Genomic DNA, 24,109 nt, shown 5'->3' with positions numbered 1-24,109 from the left:
AGGTAAAGAAAAAAACGCCTCTTTGGGCGCTCCATTTCCTAAACTAGCTAAAATAGCATCGACATAAGATAATGATGCCATTTGTGCCAAATTCTGATGTATTGAATTCAGATTATCCCCTAAAGTTGCATACCCATCTCTTGCTTGTGCGACCTCTGGAGCAAGATCACCATTCTGTGTTTGTTCCCTAATAATGGCTTGCATGTCTTCTGAGGTTTTTGTTGCAGTTTGTATCGCTTCACTTGATTTTGAGAGAGCGTTAGATGCATCACCCTGTGCTTTATCCGATGCATCAATCGCTTTATTAATTTTAACTGCTCCAGAAGCTAAATCTTCTCCACCTTCAATATCTATCTTTTCTAGTACCAAAATCACCACCATCCTTTTCTACATGTATTGATCTCGAACGATAATCGCTAAGTTAAAGTTCATGCTGTCTCCTGTTATCTGTACTTGATTCATCCCTGGTAACAGTTCTAAGAAGTTCTTACCAACCTTTTCTCCGTATCCATTTGCACCATTTTTAAGGATTGTGTAATTCTCACCATTTATAACAAATGATGAATTGCTAAAATTCTTCAAAGAAAAAGACTTCCCATTTGCTCGGAAAGTCACGTTATTACCGGAACCACTTATTATTATTGTTGGTCTTAAAGCATAGCCATTTATATAAGTTTCTAGTGTTTTTGGCGATGTTATTAACTCGTCATTGATTGCTACTGTTCTAAACGAATAGGGAGCTTTAAAAGTTATTTTATCGCTACCCCAATTGATTTCGTGATTTTCAACGGTTGCGATTGCCCAAGGTTTATCTGCAACAAACGGAATAGGAAACATCCCAAGTTTATAAATCCTATTAACGTCAATGTTACCGCTATACTTTGCTCGATAAAACATATCCGGTTCATAATCATAAATTAGTTCAACTTCTTTTGGCCGTCCCCAATCATCAAGAATCAACTTGGAAACATTACGTACAATGCGCTGCACTTCATGATACATAGCTTGTGTAGGAATCAATATACTTGGAGTCAATACTCTTGCCCCCAAGTATGATTGAAAACTATGTTGTCCATGCATTCCAGGTATTACTATTGAGCTATCTCTCGTTTCGGGGAGCATAGGCTCGCTTGAATCTGGTAATAGTTTTAATCCTAAATCGTTTGTAATATGCACACCATCAATACTAAGCATTACCTTCTATGCCCCCCTCTACGTCCTGCGTCTTTTGTTTGACTATCGATATAACGCATCATAGGTTTACCTGTTGCTTGAATAAATTCTTTTTCACCGATTGAGATACGGTTATCGATAATTAAACCTTCTAGTGCGTTTCTTAATGAAGATGCCATATTCTCTCCACTTGGTCTTGTTTCTCTCGTTCCGGCTGCTTTCGCTGATTCTCTAGCATATTTCATCGATACATCATGAGGAATAACTTGCGCACCACTAGGCATCATAACAAGCTCACCGCGACCGCCTTCGTTAATTCGAGCAAATCCACCGCCAAAGTTGTCAGTACCTCTTGCTAACATAGGGATTTTTCCGATGCTAACCCCTGGGATTTTATTAATAATACCGATTGCACTATTTACGCCACCGATTACACCATTAACAAAGCCTTTTACTTGTCCCACTAATTTCTGAACGGATGTAGATATACCTCCAAATACACCATCGACAAAGCCGGTTAATCCAGACCAAGCACCTTGAATCGCTGAAAATACTCCAGTTATAGTGCTAGACACTCCATTCATTACCCGTGAGACTGTTCCACTGATAGCATTGAAAACGCCGCTCACTACTCCAGATAGCCCACTTATTACCGTTCCTATCGATGTGAATACCTGACCTGTGAAGCGCATTACGCCCTGCCAAACACTTGATATAACCTGAGTTACGGTATCAAATACACCAGTTACAACCGTAACGATAGGGCGTATCAAAGCAAATATGCTTGTCATTACTCCAGCAATAAATGTTACGATTGGTGCAATTATACCTATGATGGTAGAAATAACTCCGACAATAAAGCCAATTATAGGCGTTACTACTGAAATAATATTCGTTATTACATGGATCACTGTTTGCAGAATACTACTGATAATCGGTAGTATTAGTTGAATTGCTGCACCAATTGCTTGAATGATTGCAATAAACGCTGGCGCTACTGCAGTTACGATATTCATTATTCCTTGAATCAGCATAGATATAGCCGGTATTAAAGCCCCTATAAGGTTTGCAACTAATGGAATGACTACCGCAAGGATCTGCGCTATCTGTTGCACTACCATCATAATAATAGGCACTAGGTTGTTAAACAAATTAGTGATAATTGGAATTATCGTTCCTAGTGTCGTCATGAGCATAGTTCCTACTTGCGTTACTATTGGAATTAAGGAAGCCAATACACTCATAAATATTGGTATGACCGCACTCGCTATTTGACCGATTGCTGTACCAATAGTCGTAACTATGGGAATAAGCATTGTCGCTATTTGTTGAAACGCTGCTATTATTTGTGGTCCGAAGTTTTGGAACAACAGGATAGCACCTTTTATAATTGGATTAAGCCCTATAAAAATATTTAATAGTTGCAAACCAAATTCACTTCCAGCTCCACCTGCTGCATTAAAACCCTCAACAATGCTAGTTACAAATGTTGTTATTACTGGAATTACTGATTGGATAATACTCCAAATCGTTTGAAATACCGTTACAACCTGAGGTCCCAGATTACTGAATGCTGACTGAATGACCGGGACTGCATTTGAAAATGCTGTACTTAATGTACTAGCCACTGTCGAAAGCACTGGCTGTATTGTTGACCATATACTCTGTACTTTCGAAATAACAGTATCTACAATAGAAGTGACTTTTTCACGTATATTTTCAAAGGTTGTTATAAAACTACTCCTAAATTCTTCATTGGTAGCCATTTGATAACCAAATATAGCAGCTAAACCAACAATAGCAGTCATTATCAATCCAATAGGACTTAATAAAAATCCTAAAATTGATACTAAACCACCGAATCCGGTTGTCAAAGTACCTATAATTTTTAACGCCGGACCAATCCCTACTGCAATAGCTGTGCCAATTGCAGCCGTCTTTAAAATAATGCCTTGCATAGACGGCGATAAACCATCAAACTTCGATTTCAATTCACTTGCTTTATCTAGGAAGTCATTAAAGGCCTGACCAAACTTCACACCTAATTCTGCTGCTTTTTCTTCCACAACCCCTAATGAATTATTGAAATCGGTAAGCAATGGCTTAACAGTAGAAAAGAATCCACCTGCTTCACCTCCAGCATCTAAAAAGTTCGCTCCTATTCGTGATATGGAAGCTCCAATATTAGAAATTGCTGCAGTAAATGAGGATTCACCCATTGTTTTAGCAGCACCGCCTATATTCTTCTCGATTGCTGCTAAGAACATTTCAGAAGAGATCTTACCATCAGAAGCCATATCTTTTACTTCAGATGCAGCAACTCCTGCTTCATCTGCTAACCATTGATAAATTGGTATACCCCTATCGGCTAGTTGGTTAAGATTATCTGTGTACGCTACTTGGGAAGTCTGTACTTGGTTAATAATAGAACCCATTTCAGCCATGGATGAACCCGCAATTGCTGCTGCGTCTCCTGTTAGTGACAGATACCTTGTTAAATCTTTTCCTGGTTTAATTCCTGCTGCCACCGCACTTGCTGCTGTTGTCGCTGCTTCATCCATTCCAAATGATGTACCTTTAACGGATTCCAATGCAGAATTCATGATTTCTTCTACACTTTTTGCATCGTGGCCTAAACCTTTTAATTTTGCCTGTGCATTATCAATTCCAGTTAAACGATTAAAACCTTTTACAAGCGTTATTCCAGTTAGTGCACTAGCTGCAGCAACTGCCGGTGTAGTTATACCACTTGTTAATTTATCACCAACACTGCTTAATGAGCTTCCGAATCCACTGATATTCTTTCCAATGCCTTTTACCTTGTCTGATAAGCCTTTCAATTTCTCCTCTGCAGCACCAAAGGCTTTCGTAAAACCGGATGCATCACCGGTTATTTTTGCACTTAATGTATAATCTGCCATCCATTAACCTCCCTTCTTAGGAGTTGGCATTCCATTCGCCTTATAAATTAAAGCAACCCAACCTTTACCTTTTTCTTCTTCCATAGCCAAGATGTTCTTAATGGAATTTTTGTTGTATTCTTTATCAGCCTTTTGCTTCTTAGGAAACAGGTCAATAAACTTCTTAGATTTTTTGCGATTGGCATTCAATTCCGCATTATGAACAGCGTTACGTAACCAAGTTGTATCTGAAATGAATTTATTTTCATGTTCTTTTCGAATGAATAACTTTTCTTTTTCGGTTAATAGATCGAATTCGCTTCTACTAATGCCAATTTGAACAACAAAAAAAGCCAAGTCCCTTTCGTAAGAAAAGTCCATAGCTAATTCCGCTATTCTAATATCATGAGGTGTTGGGTCGTAATCGTTAGGTAGGTCACTTTCGATCAGTTCTAGCGGAACAAAAAACCCAAATCTTCTTGTAATTTTTCAACGATAACTGTATTCACCGTTGCCAATCCATTTTCTTCAATAATCTTTTCAAACATTTCAGCAGCTTCTTTCTGCTTTACAACTGAATTAGTGTTTTCTTCGATTAGAGCTAGCGAGAACAAGTATTTCAATACGTTGTAAGGTAAGAAGCCGTTCCCTTTTGAAATCTCTCCTAGTACGCTTGTTTTGGCTACTGTTTCAATTGTCTCTAATTTCTTTTGATTATATTTTAGTGTGTAAGATACTCCATTTACTTCAAACATTTAATTCACTCTCCAATTCTATTTTTAGACTGCTGGTGGTGTTGCTTCATCTTCTAAATCTACAAATGCGCCTGTACCTTGTAATGCAATTGTGTATGTTACTGCATCATCATAAGGTGCTTCGATTGGATAACTTGTTAAAATAGCAAGTCCGCCGAACATATCGGTTTTCGTTTTCTGATTGGTTACTTTAATTAATACTGGATCATCTCCCTCATAAAGCGTTTTTAATAGCTTATGAGATTCATGTTCACGTACATAAACGCCATCATTATCGATTGACCACTCTTTAAGACCACCTAAAAATTCTTTCCAACCGCCCTCAGTATCTTTTGATGTAACTTCAATGGTATCTTTATCACGGTTGATTGTAAGACCTTGTTGACCTGCAACGGCTAGTAATGTACTGCCGGTTGTATCCCACAATGATAGTAAGATATCTTTACCAGCAATAGCTTTCTGTAGCTTTCCTGTCAGTTCTGTGTGTAATTCTGTAGACATTTATATTCCTCCTTAAATTTTCATTTTGTAACCCGAGAAAACAACGAAATCATAACCAATAACGGCATGCTTCGTTTCGTCAGCTTCATCAAGAATTTGAGACACTCCATTCGGCACTTGAAGCGTAACCTCATAATCTCCTGGTAGCTCAATTTCTTCTGTCAAAGCTTCTTCTAACTTGTGGATAGCTTCAAATACCTTTGTTGATCCGTCTCCTTCAGTAAAAACGTGGATGACAACTTGATATCTATCTTTTTCCATAGTCTTACTTTTCTCTGGAATGGATCCTAAAAACTCAGCGTGGTAATATGGCATTGGTGCATCTTTCCGTACGCTATCATAGCAACGTAAACCTGTATTAGCTTGTACTTTTTTTATGACGGAAGCCAATACATCGGTAAAGCTTAATTTCTGCATCATAAGCTATCACTCTTTCAATTTATCTTTTAAATCTTGCTTATAAATCGGGCGCTGGGTATCAACATTACGCTTTAGATAATATTGACCCGGCACATACCCGCCATTGATTGTTCGATGGCCATACTCAACATGAGGACCATATTCAGCTAGATAACCCATTTCATCACTACGATATTGAGCTGACTTTCTAAGTTGTCCACCGCCTGTATAATCGCCAACAGGAGTTCCGCCTGCTTTTTGAGATCGTGTGTAAATATCGCGAATGTTCTTTTCTTCAACGGCTCTAAAATCAGTCGCACTTTTTTGAATCAACTTCTTTTGGAGACGGTCAACGCCCTTCCAAGTTATCTTCATGCTTTCTCAGTCCCGTATCGATTAACGACTAGGACGCGCCAACGGTCATAATCGTCGCCTTTAATATCCGAAATGGAGTGATACTTACCATCAAACTTAACTTTGTTAGCAAGCAATAAATTAGCCTTAGATTCGCGCGTAATGATTTTACGATTGTTCACCGTAACATTTCGCACATCTAAGGCTATTTCTTCGCTTGTCCAACTGGAGAAGCGACCATCAGATTCTTTGAATTGTACAAGCTGATTGATTTCATTCCCTAGCTCATCTTCGCCTGTTTTTTGATTTTCAAATAAAAAGAGGGGCTGAAATCTCATAAGAATCTCAGCACCCCTCTATTAGCATTATCCTGCTTGTTTTTCATTTCTAAATATCTAGTAAAGTCTGCTTCATATTCTTTAAGAATATCATCCACAAAGGAAACGCTAAACGTGTCCACATTCTCCGACTTGATGCCCTCATGATAGGACTTATTGAACATCGCACAAACAACCTCAACCGCAACAGATTCTAATTCAGGGGGTAGGATCGTTAACCCTAACCTCAGATTGATTCGATCCGTCGCGGTTTTGACTAACTCTGTTAATAATTCTTGTTTGATTTCAGGCTTACGAATTTTAACCCTGGTCTCTATAGCCATGGTTATTCACCACTTTTCAGTTCGTTCTCCGCCTCAATAGCTGCATCTTTTCCCTGCACCCTTTCACCATTGGAAAGTTCGTAATACCCTCCCCCTGTGTGTTTAGGAAATTCATCTTCCGGATCTTCTGATTCTACTGCTTTAATAAAGGGTCTACCTTTTTTATTATCGCTAGTGGATAAAGCTTCAAAGCGTTTTTTCGTAGGTGTAAAGCCTTCACGAGGGTAAGGATGCTTTGCCTCGTAAAGACGATTTTTATCTTCTAAATCAATAAAGTTTTCAATTACTACGTATTCCATTTCTTAGTACCTCCCGATTTTTTATTAAACTCCTGGTGCAATCGTTACTTTAACAACTCCATCAAGGCGTTCAGCAAATAATTTAACACCTGATAAAGCTACAGTTTCAGCTGTTAAGTTTTGTTTTTGAATATCGTGAGTAACACCGATATATCCAGTTTGGTCAGTTGTAAAATCAAATGCCTTGTTGATTTCTCCACCTGTGATTTGTACGTATGCTAATACGATGTTTTCTGGTGCTGTAGCGTATACTGTTCCTTGTGGTACAGATGAGTTAATAATTATTAAATCGACACCAGCGAAGTTTTGAACGTATTGCAAACCGAATGCAGTTTGAGTTGAAAGTTCTGCTTTTGATAAATGGGTAGCAATATCCATTGGGTTAACGAACGCAACAGTTTGTGCAGCATCATCTTCAAATAGAACTTGAATTTTACCCCATGCCTGCGCAAACGCCTCTTGTAAAGTAGTTGCTGAAGCAGTTCCAGTACCAGTTGTTAAAAAACCGAAGAAGCTAGTACGAATACCCTTTTGGATTTCTTTTAAAAGTTTGTCGTCAGTCTCGATAATCGCTTGATCGTATCCGTGTTTTTGAATGGATTCAACCGATGCAGCTTTACGGAATTTCTTGAATGATAGCTCGATTGATGGACCAGGTACAGTTTTAACTTTAGAAAGTGGAATTGTTTCCCCTTCACCCACTTCATCTTCAGTAGCCATTGTCACTTGCGAAGTGTACGTTTTAATCGTCATCCCGTTTGCAACTGGCATTTTACGAGTAACACCCAATGCTTCTACTAATTTCGATAAGTTTGATTGGAAACGTTCCACAAAGTCGATTGATTGTACGATTGCTAGATCGCCTGTAACTGTTAAATTTTGTTCTGCTGCCATAATTTATTTTCCTCCTATTATTTGAACAAGTGAATGTTCTCCTGTATTAATTTTTGACGCTTGATTGAATCTTTTTCTTTCATGATTTCTTCTTTTGAAGTAGCTGTTCCAGGTGTAGTATTGTTCTTTTTAGGCGATGTGCCTGCTAATGCTTTTTTAACGCCGTCTTGCACCTTTTCCTTGATTAGATCAACAAAAGCGTTAACCATATCTTTCGTTTCGTCTGCTGTTTCTTTAACAACGAATGACAGTACCTTTTCATCTGCAACAATCTCGTGTTCAACTAGCATTTTAGACGCTTCTTTGGACATCGTGTTATAGGCGTCTTTTTTCTTATAATCTTCTAATTCTTTTTGAAGCTTTTCAAACTCATATTGTCTTTTCTGCTCTTCGTTCATTTTTGCTAGCTTCTCAGCTTCTTGAACTGCTTTCTCTGCTGCCTTTTTTTCACGGGCCACTCTTTGTTTGATGATTTCTTCCATCTCTTCTTGAGAGTATGTTTTCTCTTTTGATGGCTCTGGATCAGGAATAGGCTCTGGGTCCGGTGTTGGCTCTGGATCGGGAATAGGTTCCGGATCTGGTGTTGGCTCTGGGTCTGGATCGGCAAAGAATTGTAAGTTTAAAGGTAAAAATCTATTATTTTTAAGTTCCATAATCATTCTCCTTCACTCTTTATAGCCTTGGTGGGCTGTTTACTCATGCAGCTTTTTAAGTCATCAGACACGGTTTGGACATAATAAAAAAGCATAATAAAAGCACCTAACAATTGACCGCTTAGTGCAAAATTAACCGATAATATCCAGTTGTTTAGAGTCGCCTCGAGCCAACCCTCTGATAAACACATTTTTATTCATAACGTGAACTAAATCATCTGTGTAGCTACGCTCATAAAATGCTTGTTTTTCGTCAAATGAACGTTGTGGGATGCAAATAGTTTCCTGTACTCCCTCTGCTTCAATGCCAACAAAAACAAATGGAGCATTTTCTTCTCTTGCTTTATCGAATTGCTCGATTAATTGCCCTTTAGTTAAACTCATATCCTCACCACCTTCACGATTTACAATTGGTTACCGCACCTGGTAACTAGGAGATATTGGATCACCTCCATTTATTTAATTTCATATTTTTCTTTCAATTCATCAACTTTATCTGTGACTTTTTCCAATAAACGTCTTTCTTCCTCGATTTCTTTATCAGTTGCATTTGGTCTATTCATATAATGCTGTAATGAGTGCTTAATGATTTGTAATTCTTTATATTTCAAAACAGTCACCTCTATTCATTTTCTTCTGGAACCACGGTAGTTCTACACCAAGAATGAAATGGAGGGTAATTCACTCCTACTTTAGCATCCTTAAACTCAAATGTTTCACCATCCAAGTGCCTGCATGTAGGGCTTGTCTTACTATCCATTACTGCTGTGATCGTGTACTTTTCAATCAAGGCATCCATAAAAGCCTGTTTATTAGCTTGATTCAATACAAAGGCGCTTTCTGTTACGATAAGCCTTAATGATTCATTTCCACCGACATCCATTCGGTGGGCAATAGTTCTGGCCATCTTCTGATACGTATCTCCTCGGATAATTCCGTCACGTATTTCATTGTTCAATGTATTCAACAGCTTTTCTTTATTGGTCCAAATGCGGTCTGAAAAGTTGCCACTGTTTATCCATTTTTCATTTAATGTTTGCTGCATGGCTATATTGTTCACACTAAAAAATGAAGAAGCATTGTCTAGCCCCTTCATTGATGATAGATATCCTCTTTCGTATGCTTCCTTTAGCAACTTGTCAAAGCCTTCCTGTTCAAAGGCTCCTAACTCTACCATCTGCATCCTAATGGATAAGTGCAATCCTTCTAATCTATTTAACTGATAAATAGATTCTCTAATAGGCATTAGCTGCATATACTGCGGATTCCTACGAGCAAATTCTTCATAATCTTTATAAAGAAGATCACGTTCGCTTGAAGATAAAGACTGTACCAGTTGACGATATTGAATTACATCATCTTTACCAAACCTGCTATAATAACTGGCAATTTCCTTCTGGATATTAGTTTCTAGACGGTGGTATTCTTTACGCATTTTCTTATCAAAATTGATATTCAGTTTATCTTGGGAAGTATAAAGCTGTTCCATTCGTTTTTCCCAGTAGGATTTACTTTTAGCCATTAACACCTACTCCTAGCGACCGCCATTAAAGGTTTACGATTGAGAACTTGATCTTGCATTGAAACTTTCACAGGAACGTGGTATTTAACTTTTGGAGTTTCAACAAAATCATGAGATTCAAAAAAATCTTTGATTTCCTGCCAAACTTCCTCAGCAGCTTTCAGAAATTCGTGTACTGCTTCTCTAAGCTGTTTTACACTCTCATTAAGCACATCTCTATAAGTATTATTCTCCATTATCCCCAGCTCCTTCATAAGTTTTTTCGAAGATACCTGGCTTACAAGGATATATCTCGCCTTGAACACCTTTTATAATGTAGTCGCCACCATTCCCAACCATCGTTCCTTCTAACGTTTCAATCTTGCAATATGCTTCTTCAATAGAGTATCTATCATAATTACAATTCATAAGGATAACTTCATTTGCTGAAACCTTATCCATAAACCAATCGGGCATTGGATCAACATAGAATTTAAAGGCTTCAATAACAACTGGCTTTTTACGATACTTCATCAACTTCAACCTCCTACAATCTTACGTACAACTTCCGAATCCAATTTAAGTCCGTCAACTATAATGGCGATGGCTTGTTCCCTTGTTATATCTCCTAGTTTTACCTTTTCTAAGACAGACAACACAGAGGTTATTTGGGCACCATTTAAAGCCTTGATTTCTTCTGGCGGTGCTTGCCCAGTACTGCCTATCTCAACTTTATCTTCTATTAAAAAATCCCCACTAGGATTAGTAGGGTAAGCTTTAGGCTTTTCTTCCTCGATACGCTTAATTTCATCTTTGACATTATCCACTACAGACAAGACTGATAGCTGCGTTTCCTTTGAAACAACTCCCGCTAACGATGAGGCTACGTCAGCTTCATCCGATATATTTCTAGGGATGTTTCGAGTGAACTTATAAACAAGATTTCGCCATTCATCTTTCTTGCTAGTTTCGATATTAGTAGGTAGATTAAACACCATTTTGAAGCGTCTATTCATCCCGCTAGTAAATTTTCTTTCTTTCATGGATGAGAGGTTTTTCATTGGCTGCAGCTTAAATTCTAGCGACACTCCAGATGCATTTCCGAATGATTCATCGTTAATATTTGCAACCATACTTATCTGATAAATTAGTCGCTCTATACGGTCCAATAAATGCTCTTGGCTGGCATCACCGTTTGGTTTTTCCATGAATTCTACAACCAACTTTGAAACTTCTTCGCTGCCAAATAAGTTAATAATGCGATGATCTCTAATATTTCGCATTCCATCTTCGTCTAATTCCATCCCCAGCAATTTCATATAAGCATCCGCAAAGTAGTCAACGTCATTCGCTTTTTCTGATATAGCTTTATTAAATGCATTGATTAATGATTCTACAGATTCGAAGATAGATTGTCTTTCTTCATTCTCGATGTATTCGATAATCGGCACGTTGCCATAAAAGTGTGTTTTTTCATCGGATAATATTAATCCGTCTTTTCCTTCTGCAATAACTTTTTCTTCAGATGTTGTAAACAGTTGTCCTTTTATCCCATCATCTGTCTTTTGATACCTAACCGCAAATAAAGGCTCCTGTGCGATTGTATCATCGTAGACGATAAACATATCCAATGGATCATTATAAGTGCAGCACGTTTCTGATTCTTCGTTCTGGTACAGGAATTCAAAGCCGTGCCCATAAATTGAACAAATCTTAGACAATTCCGCTTGGTTATCATCCATGTCATTTATTTTTAAAAAAGTATCGACTTGCTCATCAACTTTTGAATCATCGTGACTTACCTTGATAGGAATCCCAATAAAATAACCGTTAAACGTATCAACTATGTATTTGGCATAATTGACCACTAAACGGTTATCGGGTTTATATTCAGCTTTAGCTTCTTGATCTAAAATAGGCGCTTTACTCTCATATTGATTTTTAAGCCTTTTATATCGCGGCACTTCTGCCTGGTGAAGTTTTATAAAGTCGTTTACTACTTCCGGTGTAATTTCTTCTTCTCGTGGAAAAGTGAAAACCATCTACAACCCTCCTTTAAATGTTTTGATTTGAATGGATGACCCCATTTTTTCGCCAATACCTGTGATAGCATCCTGCGCATCGTCATTGGCATTTTTACCTTCTTTTTGATATGTGGTTAACGCAGTATATAAATCGGGCCATTTGTTGCGCCAACCCTCAGGGAAATAAACGTGGTCCATTACCCAAGTGGCATTAGAAAGTATGCGAGCCTGTTTATTTTTACTTTGATGGAACCAATGTACTTTAGTTTTATTAGACTTATATTTTTCTTTCAGAATACGTTCCACACTTCTTGCATAACCACGACCACCATTATTCGATTCAATATGAGCAATGTTAACCTCATTCTCATAAAGCTTTTCAGCAAGTAGTGGCTCAGTGATTTCCATACCATCTTTGGTATAAATAACATCTAAGACATAAGCATCATCGTCGAATGTTTCACCATAAATGTACGAAGACAAATAATCAGATCCTTGGTCTGCAGTATCTGTATACGATCCAATTCGTTTAAACGTCGGTTTATCATTTATCTTGTATTCCTTGAAATCGGAGTATAATTTACCTCTGATATCAATCGGATCCTGCTGATAGTTAGCAGCTGCGGTATCAGCGCCCATTGTTTTCGTTTTACGCTCATATTCTTCTCTGCTTAATATCTCCTCTGAAAGCATTGTTCCGTCATCCTGTAGGGCTTTCATGTTAACATGCTTAACTTCATACCCAATCTTAGGTAATTCAGCTAGAGCCTTTCCTGCTAGATCATTTGAATGCCACCTAGTCATGATTAAGATAATCTTCCCACCAGATTCCAAACGAGAAAGCATCGTATTTGTAAACCACTCCCAATGGCCAGTAAGAACATTAGCATTATTTGCTTCCAGGGCATTTTTAATTAAGTCATCGATGATAATATAATCAGCACCGAATCCTGTAGCAGTCCCTGTGGGTGAGGTAGCTAGATAGTTCTGGTGCTGTCCTTCTAAACTCCATAGATTCATAGCACCATCACCATGTTGTATTTTTACACCAGGGAAAATATCACTGTAAACTGCTTTACTTTCATCTGCCTTTATTTCCATAATCGAGTTACGGACCGATTTAGAAAAAGTAGTGGACAGTGTTTCATTATATGATCCTGTCATGATTTTTAATTTAGAGTTATTACCTAGCAGCCATTCTACAAAGTTACCTGCCGTTCTTGACTTCCCATGCCTTGGCGGAACATTGATGATTAGAACATCATCATCTGAATTAGAAAAAGCCTGCAAAGTATCTGCAAGCTCAATTAAAAATTCACGTTTGTATTTATAAAAGTCCGGAGACTTTAAATGGCAGTATTCAAAGAAATCACGTTTTGCTAATTCAATTTTTGCACCTAGCTGGACCTTATTCATGCTTCTCACTTCTTGCTATTTTTCTCAATTCTTCTGTTGTTAGGCCTTCGTATGGGTTATTGACATTCATGCTGCCTGATAGCTCAGTTTCTTTCTTGTCACGCCAATCGGTAGGCTTACGATTCTTCAACCAGAAAATTTGTGCTGTAGTGTCTGGGGAAACTTCTTTTGTCTTTTCCTCAACAAGCACACTTTTATACGGTGAAACACTTAATTCAGCAACTCTTATATCTTCTAAAGTTGCTTCAGGATTTTCTAGCTTGAAGCGATTAACAGAAACTTGCTGCCTTGCATAATATTCTTCCTGGGACATTTTAACCTGTTCATACTTCTTTTCCGTGTATTCATAGCCTAATGCACGTTTAAGTAGGGCGTTTTCCACTTGGCGATCAACAACCTCTTTACCTCGCTTTAAGGTGTCCGATATGACCGAATATTTCTTTTTCCATTCGTTCAGTGTCGAACGGCTAATTCCCATATTCGAAGCTATCTGCTCATCAGTTAAACCGTCTCTTGCCCAACCTTCTAATTTTGTTAATCCTTCCTCAGTCAACCATTGCTGGTACTTTCCTCTAGCCATTTCATCTACCACCAACTTTCACGCTAATCGCATTTTGTAAAATTAAAAAAGAGCCCGTTCTAGGCTCTTATAAGTCAACTCTATATGAAACTCCCTCGGCTTCTCTTGCAGCTTTAGCAGCGCTTCTTATTTTCTCCCTGATCTCGTGTGGTTCCTTAATCCGGTTCAAATTAGTTTTATTGTTATCTGCATCGACTATTTCGATATCCCCAACACCCAAAACTTTATCTTTCAATTTCTGGGTTACTTGAATATCTTTTATTTTATAAAGCTCAATATCTTTCAATGTTTTAGAAAGTACGCCTTGTTTATTAATCTTCAATCGCTCGTTTGTTAGTTCATAATGTTCCGTAGGTATTTTTAGAAACCCTTCTTTGTTGCCTTTCAGACCAAACATATAAGTCTCAAATTCTAGTATTGTTTCCTCTGCCATCTCCATCAGTCCTTTTTAACCTTAGTATGATGGAATTGTTTGCCAATTGCAATTAATAATATAAAAAAAGCCAGTTCGCTTTCCACGACGAAACTGGCAAGTATCTTGTGGTATTACATATCCATACTACCATAATAACCCATTTTTGGAGGTCAAAACTGACATTATAGTGACATTTTAAATTATCTCCACCCTAACACTTCGATAGTAGCCTGAATAATTTCGTTTCTCCACCTCATTGCTTGTCTTTCGCTCACTTTTAAGTCTCCCGATATGCCCACCCATGTTTGCTTTTTTGTTTTATTCCAATATCTTACTCGCACTAGGCTTTTATAGTTATCAGGCAAAGCGTTATATACTTGCTCGATAGCTCCCACAATCTCTGTTAGATAATTCAATTGCTTGCTTGTGTTTAAACGTGTGGCCATTCTTCCTGTCGGATCACCCGGCTGGCGAACAGAATTGGCACCTTTCACGATTGTTGGGTCATTAATTTCCTCGTCAAATGGATTCGTAATTTCTTCACGTAATCTAGCAATTTCTTTCAATGTGTGGTGATAGTTGTACCATTCGGCTTCTGTTTTTTTAAATGTGATCTTAGTTGGTTTGATTGCTGTTGTCATGTAATTAACCCTCCTCTTTCACTTTCTCAATTCTTGCTTTAAGGGCTTGCATTAAATCCTCTTGTGTTGTTGCCTTATCTTCTAACGCATCTGCAACCTTATCATCCATGCTTCCTGCGACGGCCAACTTATGGATAAATACTTTTTCTTTCTGTCCTTGACGATGCAGCCTTGCGTTTGCTTGCTGATACAATTCTAAGTTCCAGGTTAACCCGAACCAGATAACATGATTTCCACCTTGTTGTAAGTTCAATCCATATCCTGCTGAGGCCGGATGCGCTAGTAAGATATCAATTTCTTTATTGTTCCAATCATTCTCGTCCTGGGCTGTTTTAAGCTCTCTCACTCTTAAATTTGTCTTGGATAAAGCTTTCTGAATTCGAATCTTATCATGCTGGAAATTATAAAAGACTAATGCAGGGGATCCGTTTAATGCTTCAACAAGTTCTTGGAAAGCCTCAATCTTGTTATTGTGTATCTCCACTACATTTCTGTCTTCGTCGTATACGGCACCGTTCCCTAACTGCAGAAGCTTATTCCCTAACACTGCCGCCGAACCCGCATTAATGGTTGATTCATCTATTTCAAGAAGCATTTCACGTTCTAGCTTTTCATATGATTTTTTGGCTTTATCATCTAGGACAACGGGAATCGTATTGTAAGTAACCGGCGGAAGCTCGATATAGTCTTCCGCTTTCATGCTGACAACGATATCCCCAATCAAGCTCCGTATCTTTTCATCTGCCCCATCCTTTGGTGCATAGGTAAATACTCTTTCTCGATTACGTTGATCCGGTTCAAAATACCTTTCTCGGAATCCTCCGATCGTTTTCCCTAATCGTTGGCCGCCATCTAATAAATAAATCTGCGACCATATATCAATTAGCCCATTTGGTGAAGGGGTTCCAGTCAACTGAATCTGTCTTTTGATATGTGGCCGAATCCCTTTTAACGCTTTAAATCGTTTTGCCTGATGGTTTTTAAAGCTACTAGATTCATCGATGACCACCATATCGAATGGCCATGAATTCCGATAATAATCAACCAACCAAACTACGTTTTCACGATTGATAATGTAAATGTCTGCAGGCGTATTTAAAGCCTTGATTCGCTTTGCTTGAGTACCTAGCACGATGGAAAACCGTAATAGGTTTAAATGATCCCACTTCTTAGCTTCGTTGGTCCAGGTTCCTTGTGCAACCTTCTTCGGTGCGATGATAAGAACCTTATTGACTGCAAACCGGTTATATTTCAAATCGTTTATTGCTGTTAACGTGATTACAGTTTTTCCTAATCCCATATCAAGCCACAGGGCTAAATTGGGAGAAGCTAATATTCGATTGATGTTATATCTTTGATAGCTGTGCGGGACGAACTTCATTCTCCATCGCTCTCTTCTAAGCCATACACTGTTCTGTTTATAAATTCTATAAATTTATCTACCTGCTCTTTACTGTCCATTACGCTTACGCTGCAATTAAAATTCTTTAAATCTCGCATTTGCTTAATTTGTAAAGGTCTTGGTTTTTTACCTGGCGCTTTTAACTCTATGAAATAAATATTGTTTCCTGGGAAAATAACTATTCTGTCTGGCACACCATCGTTTCCAGGAGACTCAAATTTATAAGCTTTACCTCCTGCAGCTTTAACTTTTTTTCTTAGGTATTCTTCGATATCTTTTTCTCTCATGCTCAAACCATCCTCTCAAAACTACTGACTACTTTCTCTCTCGCATACACGTATAGTTCATAATTAGGCTATTTAGGTATATACGTAATTCGCATAAATCCTCTATACTACCTATTTATATACTTTATATAGATAAAGGTAGACAAAGTAGACATTGTATAATAAACGCTGTTATACCAACGGTTTTCCTGTCTACTTTGGTGTCTACTTTGTCCAATTTCAAAGTAGACAAGGTAGACAAATCATTTTTTTACAAAGTAGACATAATAGGGGCAAAGTAGACATTTTTAAGGGACAAAGTAGACGCACATCCGTTCTATTTTTTTCTTATATATCCGCCTTTCACCTTCCCATATGGTCCGTATCTTGAAGGGTTTTTCTGTTTTTCCCATCCCTCAATGTTTTCAAGTACATCATTAATCGCCATTGTATCTGACCGCCTCATACGATGGACTTTATCGTTAAAACACTCCACCCATATTTCAGCTGCACAAACGCGATCTCTTTCTTCCGTTTCAACAGGAGAATTCCCAAACTCTCCGGACCAATAAAGACTTCTGGCGCTCATATCTTTTTTATTCCAGTCAATTGGAACCCTTCTTTCCACAAACTCCCGAATAAGGCTTTCTCTTGGATCTTGTTCTGCATGACCTTCCTGCTGCCGTTTTGCCTCTTCTGCAAGGTCGCCGTTCAGAATCAACGACTCGCCTAGTCGCCAATGCATAACTGCCTCAGCCCATAATTGTTCCACTTCTGCATCTAAGTCTTTAAAAACATTTTTCGTTAGTTCCTGAACACCGCAATCTATTGGCCAAAAACGCCTACCCCCAGTTGAATCCTTTAAATAATCACTTCTATTAGAAGTACCAAAGAATACGCATCGTCTAGGATGCTTCTCTGTTTTACGTGCATAGGCTGCACGATATTGATCTTCTGTTCTACTTAAAAAACCTTTAATCGTGTTTAAATCCGATTTATTATAGGCACTCATTTCACCTATCTCAATAATCCATTGCCCCTGTAATAGTTCTGCAGCTTCTTTTCCTTCAAACGATTCAAGACTATTTGAAAACCAAGATTTACCTAGCTTTTGTATCAAGGTTGTTTTCCCTAATCCCTGAGCCCCAGTAAGCACTGGCATGGTATCGTATTTAATTCCTGGCCCCATTGCACGTGCTACTGCTGCAGTCAATGACTTACGAGTAACGGCTCTAGTATAAGGGGTATCAGCTGCACCCAAGTATTCAATAAACAGAGTCTCAAGCCTTTTTACTCCATCCCACGTTAAACCATTCAAGTAATCCGCAACTGGATTGAACCGGTTCTTTGCGGAACACTGATTAAGCGCATGGCCTAGTTTTTCCCTGGACTGAAACCCCAATATTTTTTCAAGGTAAATAGCTAATCCGGAATCATCTTTCTCCGACCATATGAAATCTCCTTTTTCCTCGTCTCGTGGAGCCCAGGGAAGAGGAGAAACACCAACTAAAGCATCTGCGAACTCATCTAGCTTAATTCTTCCTTTTAAGTTTGCTTCTCCTTCAAGTGTGATTAAAATGTTCTCACTTGTTTTTAATGGTTGCCCTGTCGTAGGGCTTATTTTTAACTGCTGAATCCAGTTATAATCTTCTTTAGTTGCCGGATTATTGTTATCTCCAGTGCCATCTTGTGAAGCCGGAGCTCCAAAGTCCTCAATTGCAGCCTCATATCTTTCTTGGTTGATAATCCCTGCAACCCCAGCATCATTTAAAGCAAAAGCGCTCATTTGAACGAATGAAGGGAGCTTATTTACTGGAGTATCTGCCTTTGCATCGTCGTCCTCGTCGCCGAACTTATGCAACCGTACCAAGTCAAATGCATTTACTAAACGCCCGCTACACGGATCCGTTGCATGATGGGAGTATAAGAAAAGCCCATCATCATAAATAACCGCACCGCCAACGGTTGAACCGTCAACAAATGTGTATCTTCCATCATCAGTAGGTAAATAAACTCCAGGTAAAAAAGTTTCAATAGCTGAATGGATATCGTACTGGCGACAAAAGGCGCCAACAACTCCTCGCTTTTCTGTTGGATTCCCTTGTTTAGCTGCAAGCCTTACATGCGATTGATTTGCCCCTGGTACCTCTGGCCACTCTTGGATATTTCTCCAATCGCCATATGTTGCAAGTAACCCATCTGCATCAAGAAAAGGTTTATCACCAAACGTAAATACATATTGGCTATCGGCTGAACAACTTGGCCAGTACATCAACCTTGAAGCTTCGAAAGTAGTAGGGTCTGCAAAACTGATTCCTATAATAGAAGCAAGCTTCCTTGCTAACGGCTCATACTCATCTGGTGTTGCTGTTCTACTTAAAGGGACAAGTACACGTAAGCGAGGTTTGTTCTCTTCATGCTTACGTGTACTGTAAGTTGCATAAGCGCAACCAAGCCCTTCTAACCGACGTAATACATCAGCTGTTCCACCTGCAGGAATATTGTCTAGATCAAGCGTTAAAATATCTCTAGATTTTACGTTTGAAGCTTTCCGGCGGTTATTGATTAACTCCCCGCCGACAAAGCCCCCAACGTCTTTTAATTCATCCTGTTCACGTTTTGGTAGTTTGAGATACTCCTGCAAAGTCTCCTTGCCACGAACCGCAGTACGTAACTTCTCTACCATTTCCGACCAATATAATACTTGAGCAGGCCACTGGGTAGCTTTCCTGCTATTACCAGATGCTATTGTTATTTGTCTGTCATACTGTAATGCCAATTAATTCACCTGCTTTCAATTCCCGGACAATAAATCACTTAGGATCCTGAAAATGTTCGGTTACTGCTCTTTGTAACAATTTCCCTAAGTTCAAACTCTAATAATCTAGCTTGAATTTGGCTCATCGCCTTTTGTAATTTTTCTTTTTCAGAAAGCGTATCTTGCACATTTAACTGTAAGTCGATTCCCATAAGAAGAATTAAATCTTCTCTTGTCGGCGCATCAAGCTGAGATATCCGAACAGAATGCATGCGAATCGATTCCTCAATTATGTTCCTGACAGTACGAGCATTACCGAAGCCTTTCTTGTCCTTTTCCAGCCATAACCGATTGGCCAAGGAATTCATATAATCGTTATCTGCCTGGTACTCTTGATCAAAAAGCATCTTCTGCGCTATCTGGATCATGTCCGGAACAGAGTAATCTGGGAAATTTACCGTATTTGAGAAACGGGAACGCAAACCCGGATTAGAATCTAGAAAATCATCCATCTCCCTGGAATAGCCTGCAGCAATCACCATCACTTCGTCCCGTAAATCTTCCATCAACTGCACAATCGAAGCGATAACTTTTTCTCCTGTTTTATGAGTCTGATCACCACCAACAAAAGCGTAAGCTTCATCGATGAATAGTACTCCACCTCTAGCCTGATTGAATTTAGCTTTTATCGTTTTTTCAGAATCCCCTACGTATTTTGATATAACGTCAGCATGGTGGATTTCCACGAAGGGAAGGTCATCGGAATCATCAAGATCACTTGATTTTAAAATACCTAATGCAGCGAAAGCCTCACCTATCAATCTGGCAGCAGTAGTTTTCCCTGTACCAGGGTTACCGGTGAAAACTAAATGGTTTGATTGCGATTGATTTTTTAATCCGTGCTGCTCCCGTAATTTTGAAATCTTCTTTAATTGAATAATCTGTTCAACTTGCATCTTTACATTTATCATGCCAGGTAGTTCACCCAGCTGTTTCAGCGCAGCAATCGCCAATTTTAACCCTTCCTTTCGATTACCTTCCACCCTTTATTTAGTTTCCGATTAAGCTCACCCGAACGTAAAGGTTCATAAAGATAAACCTTATGCACCCCTTCTCGCCGAAACAGCAACGTCCATTTCCGCCGGCTCATAAAATCGAAGTCTCCTGAAGCTTACCTTCTGGAAATACGCTGCCTTCCGGAAAAACAGGAGATAGATCGTTAAGCTGCAGTTCACCTTTAATGTTTCCTTTGTAATACTTGATGACCAGTTTATCTTCTAATATTTCCTCTGTAATGACGAAGCCTTTTAACTTTTTGATAAACTGGGTATATAGTTTATAATTGATTACAATAATGCCTACTTGCATAGGTTGCATTTTAGATGGACCGAAACGCTTGATGGAGCCTTCCAGTTCGCTTCGCATCTTCTCAAGTTTGGTTATTTTATCGTAAATGCCATTTTCTGTTTTAATCTTTTTAAGTTCTCTGATTTCACCAATCACCGGTTTTAACTGTTCCTTTTTATCAGCTATTAATTGTTTTAAAGGGTCCATATTAATACCTCCTAACTGGAACTACCAGTATCTCGTAATTTCCCGAGCGGAAAGACAACGGGCGCATAGGATGAGACCAAGAGAAAATAATCTCGTCCACTTTGGCATCTTTGAAAAAGTGAAGCATATGATAGAAGTACAAGATGTTTAAACATACTTTGAACTCAGATTTAGTTTCTCCGATTAGTAGATTAAAAGATTCATTGGTATACTTGATTTCCAGTTTGAATTGGCCATCTTTTAGGATAAGGTCGCCTACTAAGTCGATGTTAGTCGCGACCTTAATCAGATCAATGTAACTGTTAATATCTTTCATTTGGATAGTAAGGCTGTCCTGGTAATCCGAGTCTAACAATCTAGCAACTTCCGGATACTTAATATCCATCTGTTTCCCTGTCTTATAGTGAACTGTGTGGGCTTCTTCCTGATGCGCATCATGGAAAACAAGTAGCTTATGGGCATCCGTTACATAGATAGAACCATTCTCGTGATAATGAATTCCTTCCAATTTGCCATCTTGCCTTTCATTTGTTACGAAGTTCTTCGCATGTTTATCGAGAAGCTTTTCAAGCATCACGATTCACTCCTTCCAACCTATCAAGCAGTTGCTTTATCTCTTGAAATGCTGCGAATGAGCTACAATTATCGGCTACAAGTAAACGGATTTCATTTATAATATTTCTGCGCTTTTCCATTTCAGCGATTAAATATTTTGTACCGTCCACTTGTTCCTCTAATGCCATTTGAAGCCAATCGTAATTATCCATCGGATCCAAGGGCTTACCGTATTTAGCGATGCCTTTATCTTCTTGGCTGTCTGCTACTTTTCCGAATAAATGCTTCGTGCGCTCTAAATGGTATCCGCGTTCACTCATCTCCTGCACCATCCAATCGGTTTTCAACGAATGCAAGGATAATATATTTGTTTATCACGTCATCCATGTCCTCTAAGAATTCATCCTTCACACCGTTAACCAAAAGAGTTCCTGTTTCATCGCTTTCTTCCACAAACTTCACATCGCAAGAGAATTGATCTGTGCTACTTATTAATAAATCACCTCTTCGCAACTCCCACACTTCCCTACCATGACTAGCCCACCATCTACGCTCTTTTTCTTGTGCGATTTCGGATGGCGTGGCGTGGCGAGCGCGATGCCTTTTTACAGAAGTCGTAACTTTAGACCCAATATCTGTTAGCCAAAAACCAATAAGATAATATTTTTCTATTTCTGTGACTTCAATGATGGGACAATTATCAACTAACGAATCAATAATTTTGTCACCAACTTTAAACTCCGGTTCTACTTCATAGCCTCTGTAAACTGCTCTTGCCAACTTCCACATCTCCATATCATTCAGCGCTAAGTAATGAGTCCAAAGCGAACGATTCTTCTGTTTTAAGCAATGAGTATCTACTACGTAATCTTCACCATGTAATTCAACAGCTTTCTTTATCGCTTCCGCCTGTTCTTTAGTAACCTTTACTTTTTCACTCATCTGCTGCACCTCTATCCTCGAGGACTTGTTCAGCGATTGCGGTAGCAACTGCTGCTACTTGTATCAGTTCTGTGTATAAATCACTGGCGTCCGTAGACTTATGGGCCGCAGAACCTTTCTGAATGGCTTGGCCAACTTCTCCAAATTCTTCTCCTAAAATAGCGTACCAATAAGGATAATCGTGTACTTGCTTACCCCATTTAGCAATCTGTCGTTCACGTTCTTTATGAATGGCATTTAAGACAACCGTACGCTTATTTAGTCCGTCAATGTTAAGAATATTTTTCACTGTGCCTCATCCTTTCTTTTCCGTTCACCTATTTTTAAATGAATGTCTGCCATAGTGAGTCCAAGCTTTGTTGATTCTGCGTCATTAAAAGCCAGATCATTTTTATTAATAATGGCCAACTGTCTCCGGCTTACGAGAATCAAGTTTTCTAAAGTTATATTCTGCTTATTTTGATCAGCGAATAATACCGCATGACCTTCCGGCACTGGGCCATTTTCTTTTTCCCATAAGACAACATGTTTGTGTCTCCACCGTTCGTGCCAATCGCCATTGTCCTGAACCTTAACTAAGGTGTAACCGTCTTTACTATCAATTCTTTCGGAACCAACAGGCTTATAGTTGACCGGTTTTTGACCGGGTTTGAATGAAGTTTTATTTCCGCCCACGTTGTATAGCCCTTTCGTGCCCTTGTTAGGAGGGTCCATTCCTTCAGACCCTTTAAGTCCGCTTGAAATATGGCGTCGATTCTTCCATGCTTTCACTTGTTGCGCCGTAATCGATAAGTCAAATTTCTCATTGACAAGATTGGCCAAGTCTTGATTGAGTAAACCTTTTACATTCTCTTTAATGAACTCCTGTTGTTCTTTATTGAAAAGACCATCGTCTTCAGTCACCCTTCTGGTAGGGACATAGCTTTTTATTTTATGGTTAGATTTAAGACCTTTCATCTGGCCAGCTGTGACTTGGGACCCAAACATTTCAGTGAAAAGTGCTGCAATTTCGTCATTGTATTTTCCTGGTGCAACGCTGCGAACGAAATCGATCTCCTCTTTTGAATAACTGTATCTACGAGACATTACTTATCACCCTCGAGCATTTTTGGAAGCTTCGAATCTGCATTTATTTTATCATCGAGGAACTTCTGGCCCTCGAGCACAAGAGATCCAGTCTCAATAATATTTTTCGCAATTCCCATTACCGCTTTTGAACGATTGATTTCTTCAGCTAATTTTTCACCTTTTAAATCTTCTTCGCCTAAACGCTCGAGCTGAGCGAATAGATGATTATTTAAATCACCAAGAGTATTTTTCATTCTTTGATACCCTCCTTTGCTTTCTTCCTCCAAAAGTTAACAAGCTGTTGCTCTTTCCTTAAATCTTCTTTCAGCAACTTGATTTCCTGCTGTTGACGGTCAACAGTTGCAGCCAATTTTAGTATCAACTTTTCAAATTCCACC

Annotated in this window: 35 protein-coding genes; all 35 read right to left on the bottom strand. The window is 38.8% G+C overall.

What is annotated here, in order from left to right:
- A partial coding sequence (locus tag CWR48_RS15790) for a hypothetical protein (protein WP_147294894.1) occupies positions 1 to 369 on the bottom strand: 369 nt, incomplete at its 3' end.
- 18 nt (positions 370 to 387) lie between these two features.
- The gene (locus tag CWR48_RS15785) at positions 388 to 1,194 is read right to left on the bottom strand and encodes a phage tail domain-containing protein (protein WP_115774281.1); all 807 of its coding nucleotides are present in this window, start codon (positions 1,192 to 1,194) and stop codon (positions 388 to 390) included.
- Positions 1,194 to 4,094, bottom strand: coding sequence for a tape measure protein (locus CWR48_RS15780; protein ID WP_115774280.1), 2,901 nt, complete (start codon positions 4,092 to 4,094; stop codon positions 1,194 to 1,196). Before CWR48_RS15780 ends, CWR48_RS15785 begins: the two co-directional genes overlap by 1 nt.
- A gap of 3 nt (positions 4,095 to 4,097) precedes the next feature.
- The gene (locus CWR48_RS15775; RefSeq protein WP_170140785.1) at positions 4,098 to 4,454 is read right to left on the bottom strand and encodes a phenylalanine racemase; all 357 of its coding nucleotides are present in this window, start codon (positions 4,452 to 4,454) and stop codon (positions 4,098 to 4,100) included.
- 71 nt (positions 4,455 to 4,525) lie between these two features.
- Positions 4,526 to 4,828, bottom strand: coding sequence for a segregation and condensation protein B (locus CWR48_RS15770; RefSeq protein ID WP_115774279.1), 303 nt, complete (start codon positions 4,826 to 4,828; stop codon positions 4,526 to 4,528).
- A 24-nt stretch (positions 4,829 to 4,852) separates the two neighbouring features.
- Complete coding sequence (locus tag CWR48_RS15765) at positions 4,853 to 5,329, bottom strand: phage major tail protein, TP901-1 family (RefSeq protein ID WP_115774278.1); 477 nt, start codon at positions 5,327 to 5,329, stop codon at positions 4,853 to 4,855.
- Between the two features lie 12 nt (positions 5,330 to 5,341).
- On the bottom strand, positions 5,342 to 5,749 hold the full coding sequence (gene gp17, locus CWR48_RS15760; protein ID WP_115774277.1) for a tail completion protein gp17: 408 nt from the start codon (positions 5,747 to 5,749) through the stop codon (positions 5,342 to 5,344).
- A 6-nt stretch (positions 5,750 to 5,755) separates the two neighbouring features.
- On the bottom strand, positions 5,756 to 6,103 hold the full coding sequence (locus CWR48_RS15755) for an HK97 gp10 family phage protein (protein ID WP_115774276.1): 348 nt from the start codon (positions 6,101 to 6,103) through the stop codon (positions 5,756 to 5,758).
- Complete coding sequence (locus tag CWR48_RS15750; RefSeq protein WP_115774275.1) at positions 6,100 to 6,420, bottom strand: hypothetical protein; 321 nt, start codon at positions 6,418 to 6,420, stop codon at positions 6,100 to 6,102. Before CWR48_RS15750 ends, CWR48_RS15755 begins: the two co-directional genes overlap by 4 nt.
- The gene (locus CWR48_RS15745) at positions 6,417 to 6,743 is read right to left on the bottom strand and encodes a phage head-tail connector protein (RefSeq protein WP_115774274.1); all 327 of its coding nucleotides are present in this window, start codon (positions 6,741 to 6,743) and stop codon (positions 6,417 to 6,419) included. The genes CWR48_RS15750 and CWR48_RS15745 overlap by 4 nt, the downstream gene beginning before the upstream one ends.
- A 2-nt stretch (positions 6,744 to 6,745) precedes the next feature.
- Positions 6,746 to 7,042, bottom strand: a complete 297-nt coding sequence (locus CWR48_RS15740; RefSeq protein WP_115774273.1) for a hypothetical protein — start codon at positions 7,040 to 7,042, stop codon at positions 6,746 to 6,748.
- A 24-nt stretch (positions 7,043 to 7,066) separates the two neighbouring features.
- The gene (locus tag CWR48_RS15735) at positions 7,067 to 7,936 is read right to left on the bottom strand and encodes a hypothetical protein (protein ID WP_115774272.1); all 870 of its coding nucleotides are present in this window, start codon (positions 7,934 to 7,936) and stop codon (positions 7,067 to 7,069) included.
- 17 nt (positions 7,937 to 7,953) lie between these two features.
- Positions 7,954 to 8,589 carry a DUF4355 domain-containing protein gene (locus tag CWR48_RS20610; RefSeq protein WP_115774271.1) on the bottom strand — a complete coding sequence of 212 codons (636 nt, stop codon included), beginning with the start codon at positions 8,587 to 8,589 and terminating at the stop codon, positions 7,954 to 7,956.
- A 132-nt stretch (positions 8,590 to 8,721) separates the two neighbouring features.
- Entirely contained in the window at positions 8,722 to 8,973 is a 252-nt protein-coding gene (locus CWR48_RS15725) for a hypothetical protein (protein ID WP_115774270.1), read from the bottom strand.
- A 71-nt stretch (positions 8,974 to 9,044) separates the two neighbouring features.
- The gene (locus tag CWR48_RS20490) at positions 9,045 to 9,200 is read right to left on the bottom strand and encodes a hypothetical protein (protein WP_170140784.1); all 156 of its coding nucleotides are present in this window, start codon (positions 9,198 to 9,200) and stop codon (positions 9,045 to 9,047) included.
- A gap of 11 nt (positions 9,201 to 9,211) precedes the next feature.
- Complete coding sequence (locus CWR48_RS15720; RefSeq protein ID WP_115774269.1) at positions 9,212 to 10,111, bottom strand: minor capsid protein; 900 nt, start codon at positions 10,109 to 10,111, stop codon at positions 9,212 to 9,214.
- Positions 10,111 to 10,347 carry a hypothetical protein gene (locus tag CWR48_RS15715; RefSeq protein ID WP_115774268.1) on the bottom strand — a complete coding sequence of 79 codons (237 nt, stop codon included), beginning with the start codon at positions 10,345 to 10,347 and terminating at the stop codon, positions 10,111 to 10,113. The genes CWR48_RS15720 and CWR48_RS15715 overlap by 1 nt, the downstream gene beginning before the upstream one ends.
- Positions 10,337 to 10,627 carry a hypothetical protein gene (locus CWR48_RS15710; RefSeq protein ID WP_211316759.1) on the bottom strand — a complete coding sequence of 97 codons (291 nt, stop codon included), beginning with the start codon at positions 10,625 to 10,627 and terminating at the stop codon, positions 10,337 to 10,339. Before CWR48_RS15710 ends, CWR48_RS15715 begins: the two co-directional genes overlap by 11 nt.
- A gap of 2 nt (positions 10,628 to 10,629) precedes the next feature.
- Entirely contained in the window at positions 10,630 to 12,132 is a 1,503-nt protein-coding gene (locus tag CWR48_RS15705; protein WP_115774267.1) for a phage portal protein, read from the bottom strand.
- Complete coding sequence (terL, locus tag CWR48_RS15700; protein ID WP_115774266.1) at positions 12,133 to 13,530, bottom strand: phage terminase large subunit; 1,398 nt, start codon at positions 13,528 to 13,530, stop codon at positions 12,133 to 12,135.
- Positions 13,523 to 14,110, bottom strand: coding sequence for a helix-turn-helix domain-containing protein (locus CWR48_RS15695; protein ID WP_115774265.1), 588 nt, complete (start codon positions 14,108 to 14,110; stop codon positions 13,523 to 13,525). The genes terL and CWR48_RS15695 overlap by 8 nt, the downstream gene beginning before the upstream one ends.
- A 67-nt stretch (positions 14,111 to 14,177) precedes the next feature.
- Positions 14,178 to 14,543, bottom strand: a complete 366-nt coding sequence (locus tag CWR48_RS15690) for a PH domain-containing protein (RefSeq protein WP_170140783.1) — start codon at positions 14,541 to 14,543, stop codon at positions 14,178 to 14,180.
- A gap of 182 nt (positions 14,544 to 14,725) precedes the next feature.
- Positions 14,726 to 15,166, bottom strand: a complete 441-nt coding sequence (locus CWR48_RS15685; RefSeq protein ID WP_115774263.1) for a transcriptional regulator — start codon at positions 15,164 to 15,166, stop codon at positions 14,726 to 14,728.
- 4 nt (positions 15,167 to 15,170) lie between these two features.
- Positions 15,171 to 16,547: a DEAD/DEAH box helicase gene (locus CWR48_RS15680; protein ID WP_115774262.1), complete on the bottom strand. Its 1,377-nt coding sequence runs from the start codon at positions 16,545 to 16,547 to the stop codon at positions 15,171 to 15,173.
- Complete coding sequence (locus CWR48_RS15675; RefSeq protein ID WP_115774261.1) at positions 16,544 to 16,855, bottom strand: PDDEXK family nuclease; 312 nt, start codon at positions 16,853 to 16,855, stop codon at positions 16,544 to 16,546. Before CWR48_RS15675 ends, CWR48_RS15680 begins: the two co-directional genes overlap by 4 nt.
- Positions 16,856 to 17,171: 316 nt before the next feature.
- Complete coding sequence (locus tag CWR48_RS15670) at positions 17,172 to 19,613, bottom strand: virulence-associated E family protein (protein WP_245976834.1); 2,442 nt, start codon at positions 19,611 to 19,613, stop codon at positions 17,172 to 17,174.
- Between the two features lie 38 nt (positions 19,614 to 19,651).
- Positions 19,652 to 20,605, bottom strand: coding sequence for an AAA family ATPase (locus CWR48_RS15665; protein ID WP_115774260.1), 954 nt, complete (start codon positions 20,603 to 20,605; stop codon positions 19,652 to 19,654).
- A 133-nt stretch (positions 20,606 to 20,738) separates the two neighbouring features.
- Positions 20,739 to 21,146 (bottom strand): hypothetical protein, encoded by a 408-nt coding sequence (locus tag CWR48_RS15660; RefSeq protein WP_115774259.1) that lies wholly within the window; start codon positions 21,144 to 21,146, stop codon positions 20,739 to 20,741.
- Between the two features lies 1 nt (position 21,147).
- Positions 21,148 to 21,720, bottom strand: coding sequence for a hypothetical protein (locus CWR48_RS15655; protein ID WP_115774258.1), 573 nt, complete (start codon positions 21,718 to 21,720; stop codon positions 21,148 to 21,150).
- On the bottom strand, positions 21,713 to 22,021 hold the full coding sequence (locus CWR48_RS15650) for a hypothetical protein (protein WP_115774257.1): 309 nt from the start codon (positions 22,019 to 22,021) through the stop codon (positions 21,713 to 21,715). The genes CWR48_RS15655 and CWR48_RS15650 overlap by 8 nt, the downstream gene beginning before the upstream one ends.
- Positions 22,014 to 22,643: a hypothetical protein gene (locus CWR48_RS15645; protein WP_115774256.1), complete on the bottom strand. Its 630-nt coding sequence runs from the start codon at positions 22,641 to 22,643 to the stop codon at positions 22,014 to 22,016. The genes CWR48_RS15650 and CWR48_RS15645 overlap by 8 nt, the downstream gene beginning before the upstream one ends.
- Complete coding sequence (locus CWR48_RS15640) at positions 22,636 to 22,932, bottom strand: MazG-like family protein (protein WP_211316762.1); 297 nt, start codon at positions 22,930 to 22,932, stop codon at positions 22,636 to 22,638. The genes CWR48_RS15645 and CWR48_RS15640 overlap by 8 nt, the downstream gene beginning before the upstream one ends.
- Positions 22,929 to 23,729, bottom strand: coding sequence for an HNH endonuclease signature motif containing protein (locus CWR48_RS15635; protein ID WP_115774255.1), 801 nt, complete (start codon positions 23,727 to 23,729; stop codon positions 22,929 to 22,931). The genes CWR48_RS15640 and CWR48_RS15635 overlap by 4 nt, the downstream gene beginning before the upstream one ends.
- Positions 23,729 to 23,965, bottom strand: coding sequence for a hypothetical protein (locus tag CWR48_RS15630; RefSeq protein WP_115774254.1), 237 nt, complete (start codon positions 23,963 to 23,965; stop codon positions 23,729 to 23,731). The genes CWR48_RS15635 and CWR48_RS15630 overlap by 1 nt, the downstream gene beginning before the upstream one ends.
- Entirely contained in the window at positions 23,962 to 24,108 is a 147-nt protein-coding gene (locus tag CWR48_RS20485; RefSeq protein ID WP_170140782.1) for a hypothetical protein, read from the bottom strand. Before CWR48_RS20485 ends, CWR48_RS15630 begins: the two co-directional genes overlap by 4 nt.
- Between the last annotated feature and the right edge of the window lies 1 nt (position 24,109).

The sequence above is a fragment of the Oceanobacillus arenosus genome (assembly GCF_003369575.1).
GTDB lineage: Bacteria > Bacillota > Bacilli > Bacillales > Amphibacillaceae > Oceanobacillus > Oceanobacillus arenosus.
This window is presented reverse-complemented; position numbering and strand designations above follow the sequence as displayed.